The sequence below is a fragment of the Rossellomorea sp. DUT-2 genome, from assembly GCF_052665285.1.
The window spans coordinates 389,113-409,177 of the sequence record NZ_JBQPEO010000003.1 but is presented as its reverse complement, the minus strand read 5'-3'; the positions used below and the strand labels follow the sequence as shown (position 1 = coordinate 409,177).

The 20,065-nt window shown below is 45.2% G+C and carries 22 protein-coding genes; 8 read left to right on the top strand and 14 right to left on the bottom strand.

Annotated elements, in window-relative coordinates; translation table 11 throughout:
• Positions 1–27: 27 nt before the first annotated feature.
• Complete coding sequence (locus ACOSV2_RS12880; RefSeq protein WP_428975430.1) at positions 28–228, bottom strand: hypothetical protein; 201 nt, start codon at positions 226–228, stop codon at positions 28–30.
• Between the two features lie 433 nt (positions 229–661).
• Between ACOSV2_RS12880 and ACOSV2_RS12875 the strand changes: the two genes are divergently transcribed.
• From ACOSV2_RS12875 to ACOSV2_RS12860, 4 genes are read left to right on the top strand one after another with little or no spacing between them, the layout of a single operon-like run.
• The gene (locus ACOSV2_RS12875) at positions 662–2,416 is read left to right on the top strand and encodes an alkaline phosphatase D family protein (protein ID WP_428975429.1); all 1,755 of its coding nucleotides are present in this window, start codon (positions 662–664) and stop codon (positions 2,414–2,416) included.
• Between the two features lie 19 nt (positions 2,417–2,435).
• Complete coding sequence (gene tatC, locus ACOSV2_RS12870; RefSeq protein ID WP_428975428.1) at positions 2,436–3,200, top strand: twin-arginine translocase subunit TatC; 765 nt, start codon at positions 2,436–2,438, stop codon at positions 3,198–3,200.
• A complete protein-coding gene (locus tag ACOSV2_RS12865; protein WP_428975427.1) occupies positions 3,197–4,630 on the top strand; it encodes an alkaline phosphatase PhoX in 1,434 nt (477 codons plus the stop codon). The genes tatC and ACOSV2_RS12865 overlap by 4 nt, the downstream gene beginning before the upstream one ends.
• A 21-nt stretch (positions 4,631–4,651) precedes the next feature.
• The gene (locus ACOSV2_RS12860) at positions 4,652–4,885 is read left to right on the top strand and encodes a twin-arginine translocase TatA/TatE family subunit (RefSeq protein ID WP_428975426.1); all 234 of its coding nucleotides are present in this window, start codon (positions 4,652–4,654) and stop codon (positions 4,883–4,885) included.
• Positions 4,886–5,540: 655 nt separating this feature from the next.
• On the opposite strand, the gene ACOSV2_RS12855 is transcribed toward ACOSV2_RS12860, so the two are convergent.
• Positions 5,541–6,581 (bottom strand): NAD(P)-dependent alcohol dehydrogenase, encoded by a 1,041-nt coding sequence (locus ACOSV2_RS12855; RefSeq protein ID WP_428975425.1) that lies wholly within the window; start codon positions 6,579–6,581, stop codon positions 5,541–5,543.
• 224 nt (positions 6,582–6,805) lie between these two features.
• Between ACOSV2_RS12855 and ACOSV2_RS12850 the strand changes: the two genes are divergently transcribed.
• The 3 genes from ACOSV2_RS12850 to ACOSV2_RS12840 all read left to right on the top strand — a co-directional run bounded on the left by ACOSV2_RS12850 (position 6,806) and on the right by ACOSV2_RS12840 (position 8,874).
• Positions 6,806–7,198 carry a MerR family transcriptional regulator gene (locus ACOSV2_RS12850; protein ID WP_428975424.1) on the top strand — a complete coding sequence of 131 codons (393 nt, stop codon included), beginning with the start codon at positions 6,806–6,808 and terminating at the stop codon, positions 7,196–7,198.
• Positions 7,199–7,306: 108 nt separating this feature from the next.
• Complete coding sequence (locus ACOSV2_RS12845) at positions 7,307–7,804, top strand: DinB family protein (protein WP_428975423.1); 498 nt, start codon at positions 7,307–7,309, stop codon at positions 7,802–7,804.
• A gap of 236 nt (positions 7,805–8,040) precedes the next feature.
• Positions 8,041–8,874 (top strand): YitT family protein, encoded by an 834-nt coding sequence (locus tag ACOSV2_RS12840; protein WP_428975422.1) that lies wholly within the window; start codon positions 8,041–8,043, stop codon positions 8,872–8,874.
• Positions 8,875–9,233: 359 nt separating this feature from the next.
• On the opposite strand, the gene ACOSV2_RS12835 is transcribed toward ACOSV2_RS12840, so the two are convergent.
• The 7 genes from ACOSV2_RS12835 to ACOSV2_RS12805 all read right to left on the bottom strand — a co-directional run bounded on the left by ACOSV2_RS12835 (position 9,234) and on the right by ACOSV2_RS12805 (position 14,651).
• Complete coding sequence (locus tag ACOSV2_RS12835) at positions 9,234–9,863, bottom strand: FMN-binding negative transcriptional regulator (RefSeq protein WP_428975421.1); 630 nt, start codon at positions 9,861–9,863, stop codon at positions 9,234–9,236.
• A gap of 17 nt (positions 9,864–9,880) precedes the next feature.
• Positions 9,881–10,297 (bottom strand): RidA family protein, encoded by a 417-nt coding sequence (locus tag ACOSV2_RS12830; RefSeq protein WP_428975420.1) that lies wholly within the window; start codon positions 10,295–10,297, stop codon positions 9,881–9,883.
• 33 nt (positions 10,298–10,330) lie between these two features.
• Positions 10,331–10,852 carry a DinB family protein gene (locus ACOSV2_RS12825; RefSeq protein WP_428975419.1) on the bottom strand — a complete coding sequence of 174 codons (522 nt, stop codon included), beginning with the start codon at positions 10,850–10,852 and terminating at the stop codon, positions 10,331–10,333.
• Positions 10,853–11,037: 185 nt separating this feature from the next.
• Entirely contained in the window at positions 11,038–12,219 is a 1,182-nt protein-coding gene (locus tag ACOSV2_RS12820) for a permease (protein ID WP_428975418.1), read from the bottom strand.
• Positions 12,220–12,462: 243 nt separating this feature from the next.
• Positions 12,463–14,007 (bottom strand): CPBP family intramembrane glutamic endopeptidase, encoded by a 1,545-nt coding sequence (locus ACOSV2_RS12815; protein ID WP_428975417.1) that lies wholly within the window; start codon positions 14,005–14,007, stop codon positions 12,463–12,465.
• A gap of 12 nt (positions 14,008–14,019) precedes the next feature.
• Positions 14,020–14,445, bottom strand: coding sequence for a hypothetical protein (locus tag ACOSV2_RS12810; RefSeq protein WP_428975416.1), 426 nt, complete (start codon positions 14,443–14,445; stop codon positions 14,020–14,022).
• Complete coding sequence (locus tag ACOSV2_RS12805; protein WP_428975415.1) at positions 14,439–14,651, bottom strand: helix-turn-helix transcriptional regulator; 213 nt, start codon at positions 14,649–14,651, stop codon at positions 14,439–14,441. Before ACOSV2_RS12805 ends, ACOSV2_RS12810 begins: the two co-directional genes overlap by 7 nt.
• Before the next feature lie 237 nt (positions 14,652–14,888).
• Here ACOSV2_RS12805 and ACOSV2_RS12800 point away from each other — a divergent pair, with 237 nt between their 5' ends.
• A complete protein-coding gene (locus tag ACOSV2_RS12800; protein ID WP_428975414.1) occupies positions 14,889–15,032 on the top strand; it encodes a hypothetical protein in 144 nt (47 codons plus the stop codon).
• 88 nt (positions 15,033–15,120) lie between these two features.
• Here ACOSV2_RS12800 and ACOSV2_RS12795 read toward each other — a convergent pair whose 3' ends face one another.
• The 5 genes from ACOSV2_RS12795 to ACOSV2_RS12775 form a co-directional block, all read right to left on the bottom strand.
• Positions 15,121–15,828 carry a DNA alkylation repair protein gene (locus ACOSV2_RS12795; RefSeq protein WP_428975413.1) on the bottom strand — a complete coding sequence of 236 codons (708 nt, stop codon included), beginning with the start codon at positions 15,826–15,828 and terminating at the stop codon, positions 15,121–15,123.
• Between the two features lie 64 nt (positions 15,829–15,892).
• Positions 15,893–16,105: a DNA-binding protein gene (locus tag ACOSV2_RS12790; RefSeq protein ID WP_428975412.1), complete on the bottom strand. Its 213-nt coding sequence runs from the start codon at positions 16,103–16,105 to the stop codon at positions 15,893–15,895.
• 147 nt (positions 16,106–16,252) lie between these two features.
• A complete protein-coding gene (locus ACOSV2_RS12785) occupies positions 16,253–17,497 on the bottom strand; it encodes an MFS transporter (protein WP_428975411.1) in 1,245 nt (414 codons plus the stop codon).
• A 494-nt stretch (positions 17,498–17,991) separates the two neighbouring features.
• On the bottom strand, positions 17,992–18,939 hold the full coding sequence (manA, locus tag ACOSV2_RS12780; protein WP_428975410.1) for a mannose-6-phosphate isomerase, class I: 948 nt from the start codon (positions 18,937–18,939) through the stop codon (positions 17,992–17,994).
• 84 nt (positions 18,940–19,023) lie between these two features.
• Complete coding sequence (locus ACOSV2_RS12775; RefSeq protein WP_428975409.1) at positions 19,024–20,064, bottom strand: glycosyltransferase family 4 protein; 1,041 nt, start codon at positions 20,062–20,064, stop codon at positions 19,024–19,026.
• Between the last annotated feature and the right edge of the window lies 1 nt (position 20,065).

The following is a 20,065-nucleotide window of genomic DNA, read 5'->3' as shown; positions in this document are numbered from 1 at the left end:
TCTTTCCTTATTTTTATTGAATAACCTTTACATGGACGAACGGTTCGCTGCAACTTGTTTTGAATCCAACTCCTTCCCCAATAGAAAAAGACCTCTACCGATTGGTAAAGGTCTTTCGTCTGCATCTATACAGAGGGGTCCCTTTACCTTGTAGGCAAAGGTCTCGCAAGCAACATCGCGGTTGCCAAGCAGGCCGGAGACGGAAATCCCATCACGAAATGACGACATACTTGAAAGCTACTCCCCTTTGGAGTCTTATTCATTTTTTTTACCAAAATAGTGATCTTGAGATAAATATAGCAACTGGACAAGTAGTTGGTCAAGTGGGTAATTTGTTTATTTTTTCCTTTGTAGACATGTGGAGGAATTTCTTCTCCTTATTTCAGTGACCGTATATTTCCTTCTCCCTCTATTCATTTTTTTATGTAGTTTTCTTTTCACCCATGTTAAGAAAAACGGGACTGAGCTCCCATTGAAAATAGGCGAAATCTGCTGAATCTTCCCTATTTATTAAAATATTCAATCAATAAACATCCTTTTGTCCCGGGCATCATTACCCTCCTATCCTATCCTCTATTTACATTCATTTACAGCAGCTTAAAACGGACCCCCTATACTATGAACTGTTCGATTCAATAGATTCATGAAGGGAGTCATCCACATGACGAATGAGAGATCGATGGAAAATTGGATTCAAAAACTGAATGAAGAGACCTTACATAAAGGGCTCGACCGTCGCGGATTCCTTCAAGGGGCGGGGAAAGTCGCCGGCATTTCGTTAGGGGTGGCGATTGCTCAATCGATGGGCGGTTTCTCTGTCTCTGCAGAAGAAGCCGGGTTAGAGGATTATCCGTTTTTACTTGGGGTGGCCTCTGGTGACCCGCTACCGGATAGTGTTGTGTTATGGACCCGTTTAGCCACGGACCCGCTTAATGGCGGGGGTATGCCTGACCGCAAGATTCCTGTGAAATGGGAAATCGCAAAAGATGAACATTTCCGTCGTATTGTTCAGCGAGGCACTGAAGTGGCAAGTCCGGCCCTCGCTCACTCCGTTCATGCAGAAGTTGGGAACCTGGAAGCAGGTACGGTGTACTATTACCGGTTCAAAGTCGGGAAGGATGTCAGTCCGATCGGAAAAACGAAAACCCTTCCTGCCCTGAATGCAGACGTCGCAAGCCTTACTTTTGCCTTTGCTTCCTGCCAGCAATATGAGCATGGCTATTATACAGCCTATAAGCACATGGCCAAGGAAGACCTTGATCTCGTTTTCCATCTTGGAGACTACATTTATGAATACGGTCCTGATGAGTATGTAGCCAAATCAGGAAATGTGCGACACCATAAAGGTCCTGAAATCCGTTCGTTGGAGGACTACCGAAACCGCCATGCACAATACCGGACAGACTCTGACCTGCAGGCAGCCCATGCGGCTTTCCCCTGGGTTGTGACATGGGATGACCATGAAGTGGAAAACAACTATGCGGACATGATTCCTGAAAAAGGCCAGTCTGTGGAAGAGTTTGTGCAACGGCGTGTGGCTGCCTACCAAGCCTACTATGAACATATGCCGTTAAGAAGATCGTCGATGCCGCATGGAGTGGACATGCAGCTCTACCGTCAGTTCTCATACGGGAACTTAGCGAATTTCCTGGTGCTCGATTCCCGTCAGTATCGTTCAGATCAGGCGAATGGAGATAAAAGCTCTCCGCAGACGGAAGAATCCCTGGATCCTTCACGCACCTTGTTAGGCGGCGAGCAGGAACAGTGGGTCCTTGATCATCTCGGCAAATCGACTGCTTCCTGGAATGTCCTTACTCAGCAAATCTTCTTTGCCAAGAGGAATTATGGCCCAAGCCCTGATCAACCACGTTACAGTATGGATGGATGGGATGGATACACACCTGCGAGGGAGCGCATTACGGAATTTGCCCGCAAGGAAAACATGGATAACTTGATCGTCCTGACAGGTGATGTACACGCGAACTGGGCTTCCAATATCCTGTCAGACTTTGATGATCCGTCTTCCAGAATGCTTGGAGCTGAGTTTGTCGGCACGTCGATCACATCAGGTGGAAACGGGGCGGACAAGCGCGCTGACACGGACCGTATTCTTGCCCAGAATGAACATATTAAATTTTTCAACGATTATCGCGGGTATGTCCGCTGTCATGTCACGCCGAACGAATGGAGAGCAGATTATCGGGTGGTTCCATTTGTCTCGAGTCCCGGGGCAGATATTTCTACCAGAGCCTCATTTGTTTACGAAAAAAATTCAGAAGGACTGAAGGAATTATCAACGTCAACCGTTCCCCAAGGGATACAGACATCTTCTGAGGTAGAAGATGATCGTCATGAAGCGCACAACCGGGCCCATAAGAAGCAGGCCCAAAAAGGCAAACGCCTGCAAATGAACTAGCACCAAGGAGGCTGAGGCCATGAAAAATCGCAACCAGCAGCTGATTGGACACTTGGAGGAGCTCAGGAGCCGGGCCATTAAAACGGTCCTCGCTTTTATTGGTTTCCTTGTAGTGGGGATGGCCTTTATGAAGCCGATCTATGGGTGGCTGATCAGGGATTTAGACATGAAGCTTGCGATTCTCGGACCGAGTGAGATTCTTTGGGTGTACTTGATGATTGCCGCTGTCTTCTCACTGGCTGCAACCATTCCCGTCGCTGCCTATCAAATTTGGCGGTTTGTCGCTCCCGGTCTGAGTCCGACAGAAAGAAAAGTCACGTTACGTTTCATACCCGCCTTGTTCTTTTTGTTTATTTCAGGCATTGGGTTCGGTTACTTTTTACTTTTTCCAATCGTCCTGAATTTCCTGACCACCCTGTCAGCCGGCCAATTTGAAACGATGTTCACGGCGGAAAAGTACTTCCGCTTTATGCTTCACCTTACTCTGCCTTTTGGGTTGTTATTTGAAATGCCTTTAGTGATTGTCTTTCTGACGGTACTTGGCATTTTGGATCCGGCCAAATTGAAGAAATCAAGAAGGATCGCCTATTTCTTGCTAATTGTGATTTCCGTGCTGATTACGCCGCCGGATTTCCTTTCGGATGTGCTCGTTATCCTGCCGCTCCTTCTTTTATATGAAATCAGCATTACCTGTTCAACGATCGCTTATAAGAAACGTGCTTCTCAATCGACAGAATCACATGCAGGTCAAGAAAATTTAGTTCTAGGGAGTGAAAAGACGTGAATAAACACGATATGAACAGAAGAGACTTTCTGAAAGCAAGCGGGATCAGTACAGCTGCCCTGGCCCTCGGTAGCACTGGATTGATGTCTTTCGGTGGAAATAAAGCATTTGCCGGCACATCTCAAAACAGGAAAACGACCGGCGGCTATGGTCCCCTTGTCAAGGACCCCGGCGGCGTGATGGACCTTCCCCGCGGTTTCCAATACCGGATCATTTCAGAGGAAGGCAAAGCACTATCCGATGGCAGACCTGTCCCTGCCAAGTTCGATGGGATGGCCGCCTATAGTGGCCCCCATAATTCCACCATCCTGGTGAGAAACCATGAATTGAGCGGAAACAGCAAATATCCCGTAATCGGGAAAAATCCATACCGCCGTGAAGAATCGGGCGGGACAACCTCCTTGGTCGTCGGTCCTGACCGCCAAGTAAGGAAAGAATACGTCTCTTCTTCCGGTACCATCCGTAACTGTGCAGGCGGAGCGACTCCCTGGGGCACATGGCTCACGTGTGAAGAAACGCTTGCAGAAGGTCATGGCTATGTGTTTGAAGTCGATCCAAACAACCCTGAAAACAACATTTCGAAAACCCCGATCCGCGACATGGGTGCCTTTTCCCATGAAGCCACGGCCATTGACCCGGCAACAGGCATCGTCTATTTAACCGAGGATGCCGGTCCCAGTTACTTGTATCGCTACCTTCCGAACGACCGCAGTCAAAAGGTCGGTGCCCTGCAAAAAGGCGGAAAGCTTCAAGCGGCAGCCATCGAAGAGATGAGCAAGGATGAAACAAGCTCTTTCCATACCGGTCAGAAATTCGGGGTTGTATGGAAAGATGTCAATCCGGAAAAACCGACCCTTGATGCAGGCAGACAAGGATGCATTGCCTTCAGCCGTCTCGAGGGGGCTTATTTTGAAGGCGGCGTGTTCTGGTTTGACGATACATCCGCCGGGAATAAAGATCTCGGTCGTGTGTACCGCTACATCCCGGCCACCAACACACTGGAGCTATTCTATGAATCTACTGCGCAAAATGATCTGGAAATGCCTGATAATATCTGCATCACTCCATGGGGAGACCTGTGGATCGCGGAAGACGGCGACGGTGTCGATCGTATTATCGGAATGACACCAGAAGGCGAAACATACGTGTTCGCAGAGAACAAAGTGAACAATTCAGAGCTTGCAGGACCAACGTTCTCGACAGACGGCCGAACCTTCTTCATCAATATTCAATCACCCGGGATGACCTTTGCGATCTGGGGACCATTCGCCAGAAAAAATGCATCCCGCAGAAGGCTCATGGGCCACGCCGCACCACCGGCTGCCTACGCACCAAGAATTTCAGACACACTATCAGCCTTTGCCGAAGTTCAGGGAATGTCAGACCTAGAAGCAGCTGCATTCGCACGCCACGGCATGCCCATTCTATAAACCCAACAGGAGGCGAAAATTATGCTAACAAACATCGGAATCCCAGGATTAATTCTTGTACTGGTCATCGCGATGATCATCTTTGGACCTTCCAAACTCCCGGAAATCGGACGTGCTTTCGGAAGCACATTAAAAGAATTCAAAAGTGCTACCAGTGATCTAATGAATGGAAACGATCAAGAGAAGAGTAGCTCTGCAGACGAAGGTCAACGACTGAAAGCAGTGGAGAAGGACAAACAACATACAGGCAGCTGAGGTTTATTACAAAAAAGCGTCCAGGTTTTTTTACTCTGGACGTTTTTTGATGATAGTAATCCATTTCTTTACCTTTGATCGTTCTCCTCTTTTTCTCTCAAATAGTCTTTATATGCCTCTTTTGCTTTATCAGCTCTCGGTAAAACCAAGCGTCCCTGTACATGAAACCACAGACGATGGACATAGATGTGATGGTTAATATTTATCTTAGGTGGAAATCTATTAACAATTCAAAATATTAACATAAGAAAAATCCCTCTTCACCTTAAGTTTTGTTAATGTTTATCTTAAATGGATTTTTATTTGCAAATTAGAATAGTTACAATATTTTTTTAGCGTCTTATAGAATAAAAAAAGAACCCATCATCAGGATAGATTCTATTTGTGGTTTTTTTACCACAGTATTATTTCGTTGATATATCAGTTTTTCAGCCACTTTTCTTGATCCAGGGGAGATACAAGTGTGCCGTTTTGACCTCGTGAAAACAAACATTGCAATATTCACACTAAAATAAACAATTTGTATATATTTTGGAGATTTTAGTTATCCTTCAGTAAATTCTACATTTCATACTCAAGCTATTGTGTAGGAGGACGGTTCTCCTGCTTTTATTGCATAAAAAAAGAAGCAAGGGACCCCCTTGCTTCCTTCCAGTTAAATCGTGCTCGTATCAATAACAAAGCGATACTTCACATCAGAACCCAATACCCGTTCGTACGCTTCATCGATATAATCAGCCGAAATCACTTCAATCTTCGGAACAATTCCATGTTCCCCACAGAAATCGAGCATTTCCTGCGTCTCACGAATTCCTCCGATCAAGGAACCGGCAAATGATCGACGGTGACCGATCAATGAGAATACATTGACTTCCAGTGGCTCTGCAGGTGCTCCGACATTGACCATCGCTCCATCCAGCGTCAGCAGGGATAGGTGCGCATTGATATCGATCTTGGCGCTTACCGTGTTAATGATCAAATCAAATGTACCGGCCAGTTTCTCGAACGTATCCGGATCGGTGGTGGCATAATAGGCTTCTGCCCCGAATTCCAGGCCATCCTCTTTTTTATTTAACGTACGGGAAAGGACGGTCACTTCGGCTCCCATGGCGTGTGCAATCTTGACTGCCATATGACCGAGTCCACCCATGCCGACAACGGCTACTTTCTTCCCTGGGCCTGCATTCCAATGGTTTAATGGAGAAAACGTCGTAATCCCTGCACATAATAAAGGAGCCGCAGCGTCTAGCTCAATGTTATCAGGGATGCGGAGGACGAAATCTTCCGTTACCACGATATGGGTGGAATACCCACCTTGAGTAAGCTCGCCATATTTGTCCACACCTGCGTAGGTAGGTACGTTCCCTTTGAGGCAGTACTGCTCTTCCCCTTCACGGCAGTTCTTACATTCGCCGCATGAATCAACCATACAGCCTACTCCTACCCGGTCGCCGGCTTTGTACTTCGTAACCTCAGGACCTACCTCAGTGACGATTCCCGCGATCTCGTGTCCGGGTACGAGTGGATACTTCACTTCTCCCCATTCCCCGTGTGCCGTATGGATATCAGAATGGCAGATCCCTGCATACTTGATTTCAATCAGAACATCATGCAGATCCAGATCGCGCCTCTCGATTTCAGCCTCTCTGAAAGATTTGTCAGGACCGTCAACAGCTCGTGCTTTAGCAATTACCATGAATAAAAACCTCCTGTATTAGTAGCTTTCAAGAGACAGGTGAACATACCTGATGAACTCTTGTTAAACCAATGGTAAACCCTATAGTTAACTCTAGGTCAAGGGATAACCCTTCTCGAATCTGCACATTGGTTTTGCTTTGACAGGAGGTGATAACCGTGCTACGATTTCCCACAAACATAGAGTTGACTCGACGTCTAGATAACCGGAAAGGGAGCGCGAATATGAAGACCTATTCAATTGGAGAAGTGGCAAAAGAGTTGAACCTCTCGATCTATACCCTGAGATACTACGACAAGGAAGGCCTCATGCCTTTCGTCGAACGAACAGAAAGTGGCACCAGACGATTTAAAGAATCGGATATCTCCGCATTACACATCATCGAGTGCCTGAAATCCACCGGGATGCCGATCAAGGAGATCAAGCATTTCATCGATTGGTGCGCAGAAGGCGATGCCACCCTTCAAAACCGATACAATATGTTCCTGGAAAGAAAAGCAACCGTGGAAGCAAAGATCAAAGAACTCCAGCAGACAATGGAAGTCATCGACCATAAATGCAGCTACTATAAGACCGCATTGGAAGCCGGTACGGAAGAGGTTCATAAGAGGAAGTGAACTGTCCCTTTGGCTTCGAAAACGAGCAGCCCTTAAAAGAAGCCTCCAACCAACTCCCCATGCTACAATGAAACAGAAAGCGTTTGATATTTAAAGGAGGGAATCACAATGTTCACAACAGTAAGTAGTTTCGTACAAGAATGGAAACAAGAAGCCGCCGTAACCCAAAAGGTCCTCGATGCATTGACAGATGAATCATTAAATCAAGAGGTTGCCCCTGACTTGTACAGCATCGGAAGCGTCGCCTGGCACATCACGGGATCCGCTTATTACTTCCCGGCTCAGCTTGGAATAAACTTTGAAGTGCCGGATCTTCGAAAAGAAGCACCTACATCTGCCTCAGAAATCAGTGAAACGTATAGAACTGTAAGTACACGCCTTGCTGAAGCCGTTTCTGAACAGGTTTCGGATGAGAAAATGAACGAAGTGGTGAACCTATTCGGGATGGACATGCCGGTGCAAGCCGTATTCCGACTGCTGATTCAGCACCAGGCTCATCATCGTGGGCAGTTGACGACTCTTATGAGACAGGCTGATTTGAAGGTGCCAGGGGTGTATGGCCCAAGTAAGGAAGAATGGGAAGCGATGAATGCTCAGAAGAGTTAATATGAGTGAAGACAACCGGCGGGAGCCGGTTGTTTTTTTGTGAGACATCATTATACCGAACTATTTTATGTTTGGGTCTCCAATATACGCCTGCGCTTTCTACATCCTCATCTCTTACCTGTAAGATAAAAAACGGTTCTCATTTCCTATATTCGTAGGTTTTTTCAAGATTCTTTTTCATAAGATTTCCCCATGTGCTATAGTATCCTAGTATTCAATTGGAACGGAGTGATACTATGAATGCAACAACGAAAGAAATTACACTGATCATTATTGGCTCCTTATTCTTTGCCCTCGGGGTGAACTTGTTCGCGATCCCGAATGAGCTTGGGGAAGGCGGCGTGACCGGTATATCCATGACTCTCTATTATGTATTGGGATGGTCACCGGGAATCACCAACTTCGTCATGAACGGAGTCCTCTTAGCGATCGGTTATAAAGTATTAAATAAACGAGTGACCTGGTACACCATGCTTGCGATCTTCTTTACCTCCCTCTTCATTCACTTTACCGAAGGCATGGGGAACTCTGTCGACATCATGCTCGGGACGGTCTTCGCCGGTGTGTTCATCGGGTTAGGCCTCGGGCTAGTCCTGCGCTCAGGTGGGACGACGGGCGGATCCACCATCATTGCCCGCATGCTGAATCAGCATTTCGGCTGGGCCGTAAGTACAACGATGTTCGTGTTTGATATTATTGTCGTTCTCGGTTCATCGTTTGTCATCGGGGTAGAGAATACGATGTACACGGGAATTTCCATCTATATCAGTACAAAGATCCTGGATTACTTGATTGATGGTTTCGATACCCGAAAGGCCGTCACGATCATTTCCGCTCATACCGACGCCATCGCTGAAAAAGTGAGCGCCGAAATGGACCGCGGGGTGACCGTCATTAATGCAAGAGGTCACTATTCGAAAGAATCAAAGGATATCTTGTATGTCGTGATCAATAAACAGGAGCTCTTCCTTTTGAAAAAAATGATCCAGCAAATTGATGAAAAAGCGTTTGTAGTGGTCCATGATGTAAGGGATGTGTTTGGGGAAGGGTTTACGTTTCCGAAGACATGAAAAATAGGACCTGTCCCGTGGTGGATGATCGGATTGTCGATTGTCGTACCACGGGACAGTTTTATTTGGTCCCCATTCGCCCTGTGACTTGTCTCCTACACTCTGATTTTATGTAAAACAGTCCCTTTTTGACTCTAATCATCTGAAAATGTTCTATTTTCAAGCAGCAAGAATTGTCATAAAAGGTCTATAGCCTCTACAATCACCCTCCCAGCCACTTTTTGAACCGGTTTTCACTCTTTATGATCCACTTTTCAAATATATGAACCAGTTTCCCGCATTTATAATCCGGAATTCTGAAATATGGACCCCTTTTCGAATATTATGAACCCTTTGTCGAAAAATGTAGTTTCACATTGTTAAAATGAGGAGGATGGGTAGTCCTTCTTTTTTAAATTAGCCTTCATCAATGCTGAAATCCGTTGCTCATCTGTATGTGGAATGTGGTCAAGCTGATTGATCACCCGCTCTTGTCGTTGCAATGAATGATTTTGACTTAACTTCGCTTTCCCTTCTAATTTACTGATTTTTATTTTGAAACCCTGCACTCCCTTGCTCATACCAGCAAGATACTCAGCACCAGCATCTTGTAATCTATATGGACTCTCAGGAGCCTCATACTTCATGACCATATCATGGAACGAATCCATTAACTCCTTTTCATCCTCCAGAAGCTCGACTTCCCCATACGCATGAACGGTCACGTAATTCCATGTCGGCACTGCTTTATTCGTCTCATACCAGGACGGAGAGATATAACAATGAGGACCATGGAAAACCGCCAGGACGGTTTGATCTTCAATATCTTTCCACTGGGGATTCGGCCGGGCAAAGTGTCCGTATAAGTACTTCTCCTTTACTATTAACGGTAAATGAGTGGCACATGGCATTCCATCGTGTTGAGAAAAAAGAGTCGCAAAACTATGTTCTTTCATGATCTCGTAAGCTAATGATTCATCTGTGATCTTAAAATCCTTTGGGATATACATCATGATCCACCTTTCAGCTATCTATTTGTTCGACTCTCCACTGCTGCTACCGCTTCGATTTCCACCAATTGATCTGTGTACCCCAGCACAGTCACTCCTGATAACGTACTCGGGACGTCATGATCCCCAAACTCTTCTCTTATCGCGTTCCAGGCCGTCACTAAATCTGACTGATTATGAGAAGCCACAAGGACCCGGGTATATACGACGTCTTTCAAGGAGGCACCACTCTCTTTCAGTACTTCCTTCATATTGTCCACACACAGTTTGGCTTGAAGTTCGTAATCATTGATATAAGGAACTTCCCCTTCTTTGTTCAGAGGACAGGCTCCGGCCAAAAACAGGAGATCCATGTCCGAAGGTACTCTTGAAGCGTATGCATAATCAACATGCGCTAAATGTCCTGATCGAATCATTGATATTTTTTTGTTCATGTTGTTCCCTCCATTTGCTTTTACAAACCATGTTTAAGAGTTCAATACCCCTAAATATTCCTTCCATGGTCCCACATCTTCCATATAACGATTGGAAAACACCCGTACAATCTGAGAAAGATGGGTCAGATCATGCACCACCCAAGTGGAGATGAGTTCACGGGCACTGACCCTTCCGAAAGCAGGATGCATACCCGTTGCATCAAGGGAATGCTGAGCCGCTAACTCTTTTAACTCATTCACATTACTTGCTCTGAGGGAAGCAAATTCCATGATCTTTTCCTCAAGACTTCTTGAAGTTCCCTCTTCTAAATGTGAAAAACGATCAAAAACAGGAAACACCGTACTTTCACCCTCCTGGAAGATCATCTTCAATCTCGGAATCCAATTGTGTTTTTCCCCTTCGATTAAATGCTCCACAACTTGAGTGGCATTCCAGGTCCCTTCCCCTTCATCACACTCCAACCATCCTTTTGACAAACCGGAAAGGAAATATCCAAGGGTCTTCGGAGTCCTCTCCAAGACCTCGATTCCTTCATTTAATTCAAAGTTCATACGCTTTCCTCCTCTATGCTGTTCCACCTTCCACCTCTATGCCTTGCCCAGGTTAAGGAAACAATCCTATTGATCTCTTAAGTTAAGTTCGACGTGAAATAATGAATCCCTTGTTATATTCGTCTACATGCCCGACACACAAAAAATAGGCTGCCCGCTCGTCAGGGGCAACCTATCTGAATGAATTACATAAAATGTACCACAGTTCCAACCACTAAATATCCAATACAAATATACGTGACGATCGTCTTCACTTTCGAGTCGCCTTCCATGTTCATCATGCCATGGTGATGACCGGATTTCATGAACAGTCGATTCAAATAGATGGAAAGCATCGCAACGACGGCAAATACGATGTTTAACCAGAAGGTATAATCGATTTGAAAGGGTGATTCATTCATCACTTGTTTGGCGCTTTCCGGGATCAATCCGATAGCCGTAAACGCATAGTGCATCCCCATCGCAGTCAGGATAATGGATAAGTAGAAAATGCCTGCAATGTATAAGGCCGTCTTCAACCCATAATACTTTTTGTGAACCGCCACTATCGGTGGAACGACCAAATCAGAATAGATGAAGGCCATAATCCCTGCAAAGGCCACTCCGCTCGAAGCGAGGATCGTGGCAATGGGGATATTCCCCATGGACCCGATGAATGTAAGCATGGCAACGATCGGACCGATCAGTGCGTTCTCCAGTACTTTCAAGAATGAGTCCGGTTGATCGGCGAGGAAGAACATTTTCCACGTATCTTCTGATATGAATGTCGCCATGATCCCCGCAATGGTGAATCCGATGGTAATCTCTTTCCACACCATTTGCCAATTCATCACAAATTCATGTCCGACCTGATACCAGCCCTCTTTGGACTTGATTTTCTCCTTCCAGTTGAATCCTTCTTCGTCTCCCTCTTCGTCCTCTACATGATCCTTTGCTTCCTCCACCAGCTTCTTAGGATAGGTGGCTTTCACAAGAATCCAGGTAATAAAGATCAGAACGATGCCCCCGATCATCTCTGCAACCACAAACTGCCAGCCAAGAAAGATATAAATAAGTATGCCTAATTCAATCACCAGGTTGGTAGAAGCAAATAAAAAGGCCAGGGTAGGAATAAAATGAGCCCCTTTTTTAAAAAGGTTCCGTCCCGCTGCCAGGGCTGCAAAGGAACAGGAGGAACTGATCGCCCCGAAGATTGTCGATAACCCAACGGACTTCAAGCTTGGATTCCCCATATACTTCACCATTTTATCCTTCTGTACAAAGGCCTGAATCATGGAACTGATTAAATATCCAAGTACGAATGCCCAACCGGATTTCCAGAAATACCCCAGTGAGGTCTTCGCGGATTCTCCAATTAACTCTAACAAATGACCATCTCCTTTTCTGTAATTGATATCTGCTATAGGTTATTGTTACCCATTAATTTTGCAAAAACTATGCACATGTACGAAAACGGTTCTGCTCCCCCACACATTCGTTGTACCTTTACCACTAACTGTCTTCTGTAACACTTCAAATGTACAAAAAAATGCCTGCCCCGTTGCGTTCATACGATAACGCAACGGGGCAGGCACCAGAATCGGACCAAGGAACCTGTCCCCTCGGCTCCCTCATTCCACCACCCTCGGTCCCACCACATGCAGCACAATATCCGCTGTGAAATGAGCGATCATGGCGAATTCCAGTCCCACAAAGACGAAGAGTGCTCCGAACACAAGCCCTCCTATCCCATTGATGACGAGCATGCTGAGGAATAGGCCCAGGGTCATCTCAAAATTAGATGCCGCCACACCATAATGCATGATGCCGAAGACTAGGGAGGCAAGGACAATGGCCGTCCATTTCTTAGTCTTTGTCGCCGTTCCTTTGAATAATTTCATCTGGAGCCAAATCAGCAAGGTGACAAGGAACAGACGGAAAATCGATTCTTCATTCACCGCCGCGCCGAATGACCCCAATGTCCCGAGCCACCATACTGGTTCATTGAGTGAAGAATTGTCCACTCCAAGGGGCTTCGATACGATCAGGCTGAAGATACTGATCGCAACACCTGCCAGTACCCCATAGAGGGCGGATTGCAGGACTGGTTTGTTGAATGAACGAAGAGGCTGATTCTTGTTGAAAAATGCTTCAATGATCGGTGTCTTGAGCTTCACCTTCTTTGTGAGCCATAAGGCGATAAATAGCAGGATTCCCGCTTCCAACAGTACCTGGATGACGTAGAACAGGGTGAAGGACAGCTTGCTCAGTCCCATGACTTCATGAAGGTTCTCACGCTCCATGGCATAGGGGGAAATCGCCAAAGCTCCCAGTATGTTCAGGACAAGTAGAGTGAAATAGACCTTCCAGTTGATGATACTCGGTCTTTTCCCCTCATAAGCGGCAGCGACCAATCGATGTTCTTCCATGTCTTCACTTTCATCATAGCCGTCCACTTTTTCCTGAAGATCCATGATGAACGGTTCCGGGTTGTCCATCGATAGCAAAGCTTTCTTCACTTCTTTTTTCTGGCCGAAATAACCTCTAGCGTAAATCGGCTCCTTGAAGATGATTTCATATTTCAGTTCATCCATCATGCCGAACACACGGGTGAACACCCTTGGAAGCATGCTGACATGGTAGGCATTCTTCTCATGGATGATGCCGCCGCCCTTATTATACTGCGTCCTAGCCGGCTGAATCGCTGCCACATCCCTGATATGAAAGGTCAATGACCTTCTCACCCCGATGTTCATGACGACTTTGTTCCCTTTTATCCGGATCGGCGAGTTCCTGACTAAGTTATAGTCCCCCAGCATGTAGAGGATACTGTAGACATGCAGCACAACCAGGATATTTGCCCTGAGGGGATCGATTTCTTTTAAGTAGATATGAAAGACAATCCCTTCAATTACCTGCTCATGAAGGAGCGCGATGAACAGCCAGAAGTAATTCGATCCTTTGTGATAATAATAGCTCTGGATTCCTTTAGCATTGCCTTTCTTCCTCTTCCATTTAAACAAGGCATAGAAAAGAATGATCCACTCTTTTTTCAGGATGGTCATGAACGGGTTGCTGTCCATATCCCCCCTTCTGTATTTCACAAACAGGATGACGGCGCCGACCTCCGCCAGGGTGATGAGTATGATGATTGAGATGATCAACTGAGTATCCATCTGTTTCCCCCTTTAGCTGAATCGCTTCATATGGAACCAATAAATGAAGTATTGAACGACGCCCATTCCGATTAATAGAATGATAGGAAAGTAAGGAATATGAGTTAAATAAGCCGTGAGCGCAATGCCGAGGGGAATCGCGAAGGCAAAGAAGATATACACCTTCCTCGTCGCCTTGAACGTGAGCCACTGCATCCCCTCATCTTCTTCCCGCAGCTCCATCGGGATTACGCTCGGCTTGATCCGATTTTGCGGATGCCGTCTGTTATAAACGGGAATGATCGCCATCATGATGAGGATCGGAATCCCGAGCACCATCGAATCCACCACGAGCCAATCCGGGATATGAGCCGCATAATGATCTCCCAACATGATGATCCCAAAGCCAATGATGAGAACGGCATTGAACAATGGTGACTGAAATATCTTCTTTAACATGAACCTCTCTCCTCTTCCAAGCGAAATATCTCTTCCACTGGCACATTAAATGCGTGAGCGATTTTCAGAGCCAGCGTGATGGACGGTGCATAATCCCCTTTTTCGATCAATCCGATCGTCTTTCTGGTGACGCCGATTCGATCCGCCAGATCCTGCTGGGTAAACCGGAACCTGGCGCGCAATTCACGAACAGAATTATTCAACATCTGCCATTTTTCTCCTTTTATGGATTTATTACCTTAAATGTAAGGTATCCATTGCATTATGTATAGGATGATTTACTTTATTTGCTAAATGGACAATTGATTGTGTCTAAATTGTTAATAATTGGATTTAAAATTGACAAGGATGGGTTTATATGGAGTTGTTATATACTTTTATGTGACTTTGGGTAATCCTTTCTTTAGGAGATAGTAACGATAAAAAAAGAGGTTGATCAAACGTTGGCAAAGCAAACTTCAAAGCTTGATAAGGTAGAAGATCTTTCCTTCGAGGAGCAACTTAAACGGTTATCAAAATCCATGGGGATCATTGATTTTGGCGGAAATTTCGATCAACTCTGCCGGGAAGTTAGAGGAAAAGAATGATGACTGTTTACTTCCTTGAAAACAATAGCATCCCCGGAAACGATGATCCGGGGATGCTATTATTACATTCTATATTCAAGGATACGTCCTAACACCTCACATACTTACGCTTAAACCCAATCTTCCCTCTCTCCACTTGCTTCAGAATATCATCGGCAGCCTTGAGGATACTGTTCTTTTTCCCTTCCCGTACCATTTCCACAGGTCCGATCTCTTTTGCCGTCTGAAGAGCCAGTTCATGAAGAGGTACATAAGAAACCCCGACTGTTGTGACAAAATTACTCATTGCGGATTTCGTCCGTTCGGGGGCATTGTGGATGGTTTCTTTCACTTGCTCCAGCATACTCGCAAGCTTCGTTTCCGAAAACTCTTCATCCTTGCGATTCCCGAGCAGCCAGCAATAGCAGCTCCACCCCGCGGACATTTTCAACTCTTCCCCGCTTGAAATCCACTTATCGGCAACGTCTTGTCCGATATCGGCTTCAGCCAAAGTGACCGCCACCACGTAATCGGACAGCATATAAAAATACGCCCCATTGATCCATCGGTCAAAGTCTGCCTCCGTCATGGCTTTCGGATCGGCAATGACGCCGGCAAAATACATGGCGTCGTAGTTCCCCGTTGCATATAACTCTTCAGCCAATGCCTGATCCTTCTTGATTTTCCTGGCGATCGGCTTCATCGCACCTGTCGCGACGCCAAAAACCGGCTCATGGGCACCATTGGATATGTACATTTTCTTCGATCGTTCCTTGCCGAGAGCTTCCAGTTCCTGCATGACCGTTTGTGAATCCATTCTATCCACTTCCTTCCTATTATAGGTGGTCATCTTACCATAACTACACTTGAATCAAACCGGTTTATGATTTTTTTGCAAAAGACAGCCCTTTTTCTTTCAGAGCCTCATTCAGAATTCGCACTGCTTTCGGTCCTACCCCATGAATCTTCAGAATATCGGATTCCGACACGCCGGTAAATTGCTCAAGGCGATAAAAGCCGGCGTTATGAAGCTCACGGTACGCAGGCTTACTCATCTTGGGCAATTCGCTTTCTGGTGTTGAGTTATTGGTCATGCCCCTGTCCCCCTCTCTTTTCATCTGTCTTGCAAACTAAATCGAATGCTCTTGTTTAATATAAGTATTCTCCCTAAATAGTGCTGTTCCTTTATTTCATCACAGAAAAAAGAGCTGCCACAATGACAGCTCTTTTTAAGACTATATTCACTCAAGGGCAGGTGCAGGCTTCCCTGCTTCGATCAGCACTTGGTCGCGGCCCAGCATGACGGAAAGAAGAATGGTCAATACACCTGTTCCGATGAGGAGCCATTCAATGTCGATGATATCTGCCAAGGGTCCGAATATCAGCATGCCAATCGGCATCATCGAGGTGGAGATCATCCCCATGACCCCGAAGACTCTTCCCAAGTAATTCTCTTCGATTTTCTCCTGCAGCAGCACCATTGTCGGTGTATTGAAAATCGGCATGGCCACTCCAAATAATGCCATGAACACGAGATAGAACCAAAAGACCGGCACGATGCCAAGAGCGAAGGTGCAGAATCCCATAATCAGACTTGAGAAAGTCATCGTGGCAATCTTATTTTTAAATCCGCCCCATGAAGCAATGATGGCACCGCCTGCCATCATCCCGATGGAAAAGGCAATTTCGATGGCCGTCAGTCTCCAAATATCGTCCCCGAAGCTTCTGGTGACCTGCAGCGGAGTCAGAAAGGCTGCAGGTGCCATCAGAACAAAGAAGATCGAGAAGAACAGGAAGAACTTCTTCAAGAATCCATGGTTGTTGACATATTGCAAGCCTTGCTTGAAGTCACTGAAATAGCTTGTTGTTTGTATGCCAGCTGCCTTCTCATGCACCGAGATTTTCAAGAAGGCCAGCAGTGTGATGATCGCAATAGCTGCCGTAATGACATCGATGAAGAAGATGATCTCAATTGATGCCATCCCAAGTAATGCCGCACTGACCATTGGGGACACGAACATGATGACAGCCTGGATGCTCCCATTTGCCCCATTCACCTTCGTCAGCTTCTCCTTTGGGACAATCTGCGGCAAAATCGCGCCGACAGCCGGTGTCTGAATCCCGGTTCCAAGGGCCCGGACCGCTGCCATGACAAACAGCAGCCAGATCGAATCGTATCCCATTAAGAAGAGAATCGCGAGAACCAGTGTTGAAGTCGCGATTAATCCATCCGATAACACAATCAGCAACTTCCGGTTATAGCGATCCGCCCAGACACCCGCAACCGGGGACAAAAGGAAGGTCGGAATAAATCCGCAAATGATGAACAACGTCATCATCAACCCGGACTCCGTCTCTAACGTGATATGCCACATGATCGCGTATTGTACAAGGGACGACCCGAATAATGAGATCGTCTGACTGCTTAGAAAGAGAATGATATTCCTTAACCAATCTTCCTTCAGATTTTGATTTATTTTATTCATTTCCCACCAACTCATTTCTATTATATTTAATATAAAAATAAGCCTTGCCTACTTGTTATTTTTAAGACACAAAAAAGAGAGGAGACTCCTCCCCTCTTTAAAAATACCGACAAATACAGGTTTTCTTAAAAATAGACAGATCAATCCCTTTGCTCTGAACATAGGCAGAGCCTTCAAACGTATTCAATTAACGAGTGAAAAGCGGGAAACGCAATCTAATTGATGCTGTCAACAGGAAAACCTCCATTTCATTTATAAGTAAGATAATCATAGCAGAGGGGCCATGCTGGCGCAATCGTTTTTGAAGAAGAGGCCCTACCATCTATTCACTTTTGTATAAGGTAAATCAGGTTTCTCGTTAACATCTGAACCGAAGACCATAACTGTTTACCATTAAGAAAAAGAGGCCTGCCAACGAATGGTGTTAGGCATTTACCATGTAGTGAAGTATTTCACTCGTCCCTCTATTTGTGTCCCTTGCTTTAGTCAAAGCATTAAACGTGGGAAACGATCAGTTCTAGCACGCCGTCTATTTCAAATGTTCCTATAGTTGCTGGAAGGATAAAGTGATTACCCTTTGTAAGAGGATATACTTCACCTGCAACATTTAGTAACCCATTTCCATCCAATACACTTACAAGTTGGAAAAGTTTATCCTGAGTAAATGAGGCCCCTCCATCTACTTTCCATTTATAAACAGTAAAATATTCTGCTTCTACAAACTTAGTAATCTCAACCCCATCACGGTGTTCAACCATTGGTTCCACAGCTGCATTTCGGTGAGGAATGGTTGTAACTTCGATAGATTTATCAATATGAAGCTCTCGTATGTTTCCATCAGCATCCGTACGATCATAGTCATATATACGGTATGTAGTATCAGAGCTTTGCTGCGTTTCTAATACTAATGTTTCTTTACATAAAGCATGGATAGTCCCGCTTGGAACATAAAAGAAGTCACCTGGCTTCACTGGAATACTGCGCAACAAATCATTCCACTCACCTTTTTCAATCATGGATACAAATTCTTCTCTAGTCTGAGCCGTATGACCGAAAATCATTTCCGCTCCTTCAACGCAATCGATGATATACCAGCATTCCGTTTTCCCTAGTTCACCACTCTCATGTTCTTTGGCGTATGTATCATTCGGATGCACTTGAACCGATAAATCTGCGTTGGCGTCTAATATTTTCGTTAATAAAGGGAATACAGGTGATGTGTGTCCTCCAAATATATCACGGTGTTCACTCCATAGCTCTCCAATCGTCTTCCCCGAGAATTCTCCATTCACAACAGTAGTTTGTCCATTGGGATGACCGGATATTGCCCAGCACTCCCCTGTTTCACTGGAAGGTATATCGTAATTGAAACGATTTTTTAATGCTGTTCCACCCCAGATTCTTTCTTGGAATACCGGTTTTAAAAATAGTGGTTGGATCATGGCAGCCTCCTGTTAACATACTTTCTTCAATCATTGAGGTTGTGCAATTCCTCGTCAAATTGATCCGCTGCTTGATTATCAAGTTTAATACTGTCTAAAGGTTTCCTTAACCATATGATTGGATGTAAAATTCCTTACCACTTTCTGACGGGCAGCAAGAATGATGCACTTTCTTAGTTCCCAATCGGATTTTAATGATATGATCTTTTCACAAAATACTTCAAGGCAATGATTGTCTACCATCATTCCCGTTTCCCCGTCTGCAATGGCTTCCGATATTCCTCCCCGGTTAATCGTTACCACAGGAGTGCCTGTCGCCATTGCCTCCAGGATGACCATAGGGAATACCTCCCTCTCTGAAGTAAGCAGGAGTGCATCCATTGATTGGAGAAATTCATGGGGTTCTTTTACTTCACCGAGTAATGTTACCCGATCACTGATACCTGACTTTTGAATTTTTTCTAGGATAGATTCCCTTTCCGGCCCGTCCCCGGCAATATAGAACTGTATATCTTTTTCTGCCTTCATGGAGGCAGCAATATCTAAAAACAAATGATGATTTTTTTCTTGAGACAATCTTGCAAGGATCCCAACCTTAAATACATCATGCTGAGGCTTTTCAGTGAAAGGAAACTTTTCTAAATCAACCCCATTGTAAATGGTGGTGATCTTTTTTTCCTTGACCCCGTATTGTACGAGCACTCTTTTCTCGTACTCACTTACCGTAATGATGCCTGTTACACAATGATTCATCAAAGTCGAAAATAATTTGGGGAATTTTTCAAGAGAAGTAATGTTATGCTTGGTATAGACAATTTTCATCTTTCGTTTCCAAGCAAACATTCTTAAACATCCGGCATACAAGACCATCCGCAGGCTGTTCGCATGGATGACGTCGATTTCCTGCTTATTAATATGCCGGGTAAGTAGCCATAAATTTAGAATGTGATTTTTCCTGGATAATTCCATATAGTTATGCTTATTGGAAATATTATCGGTAAGTTCTCCTCCACCGGCAGCAGAATAAAAACGGAAGCCAGTGCCGTTCATTTTGTTTTCCAGCTCAATGAAATAATTTTCTGCTCCACCCATGGTCAATTTATCCGTCAACATCAATACGTTCATC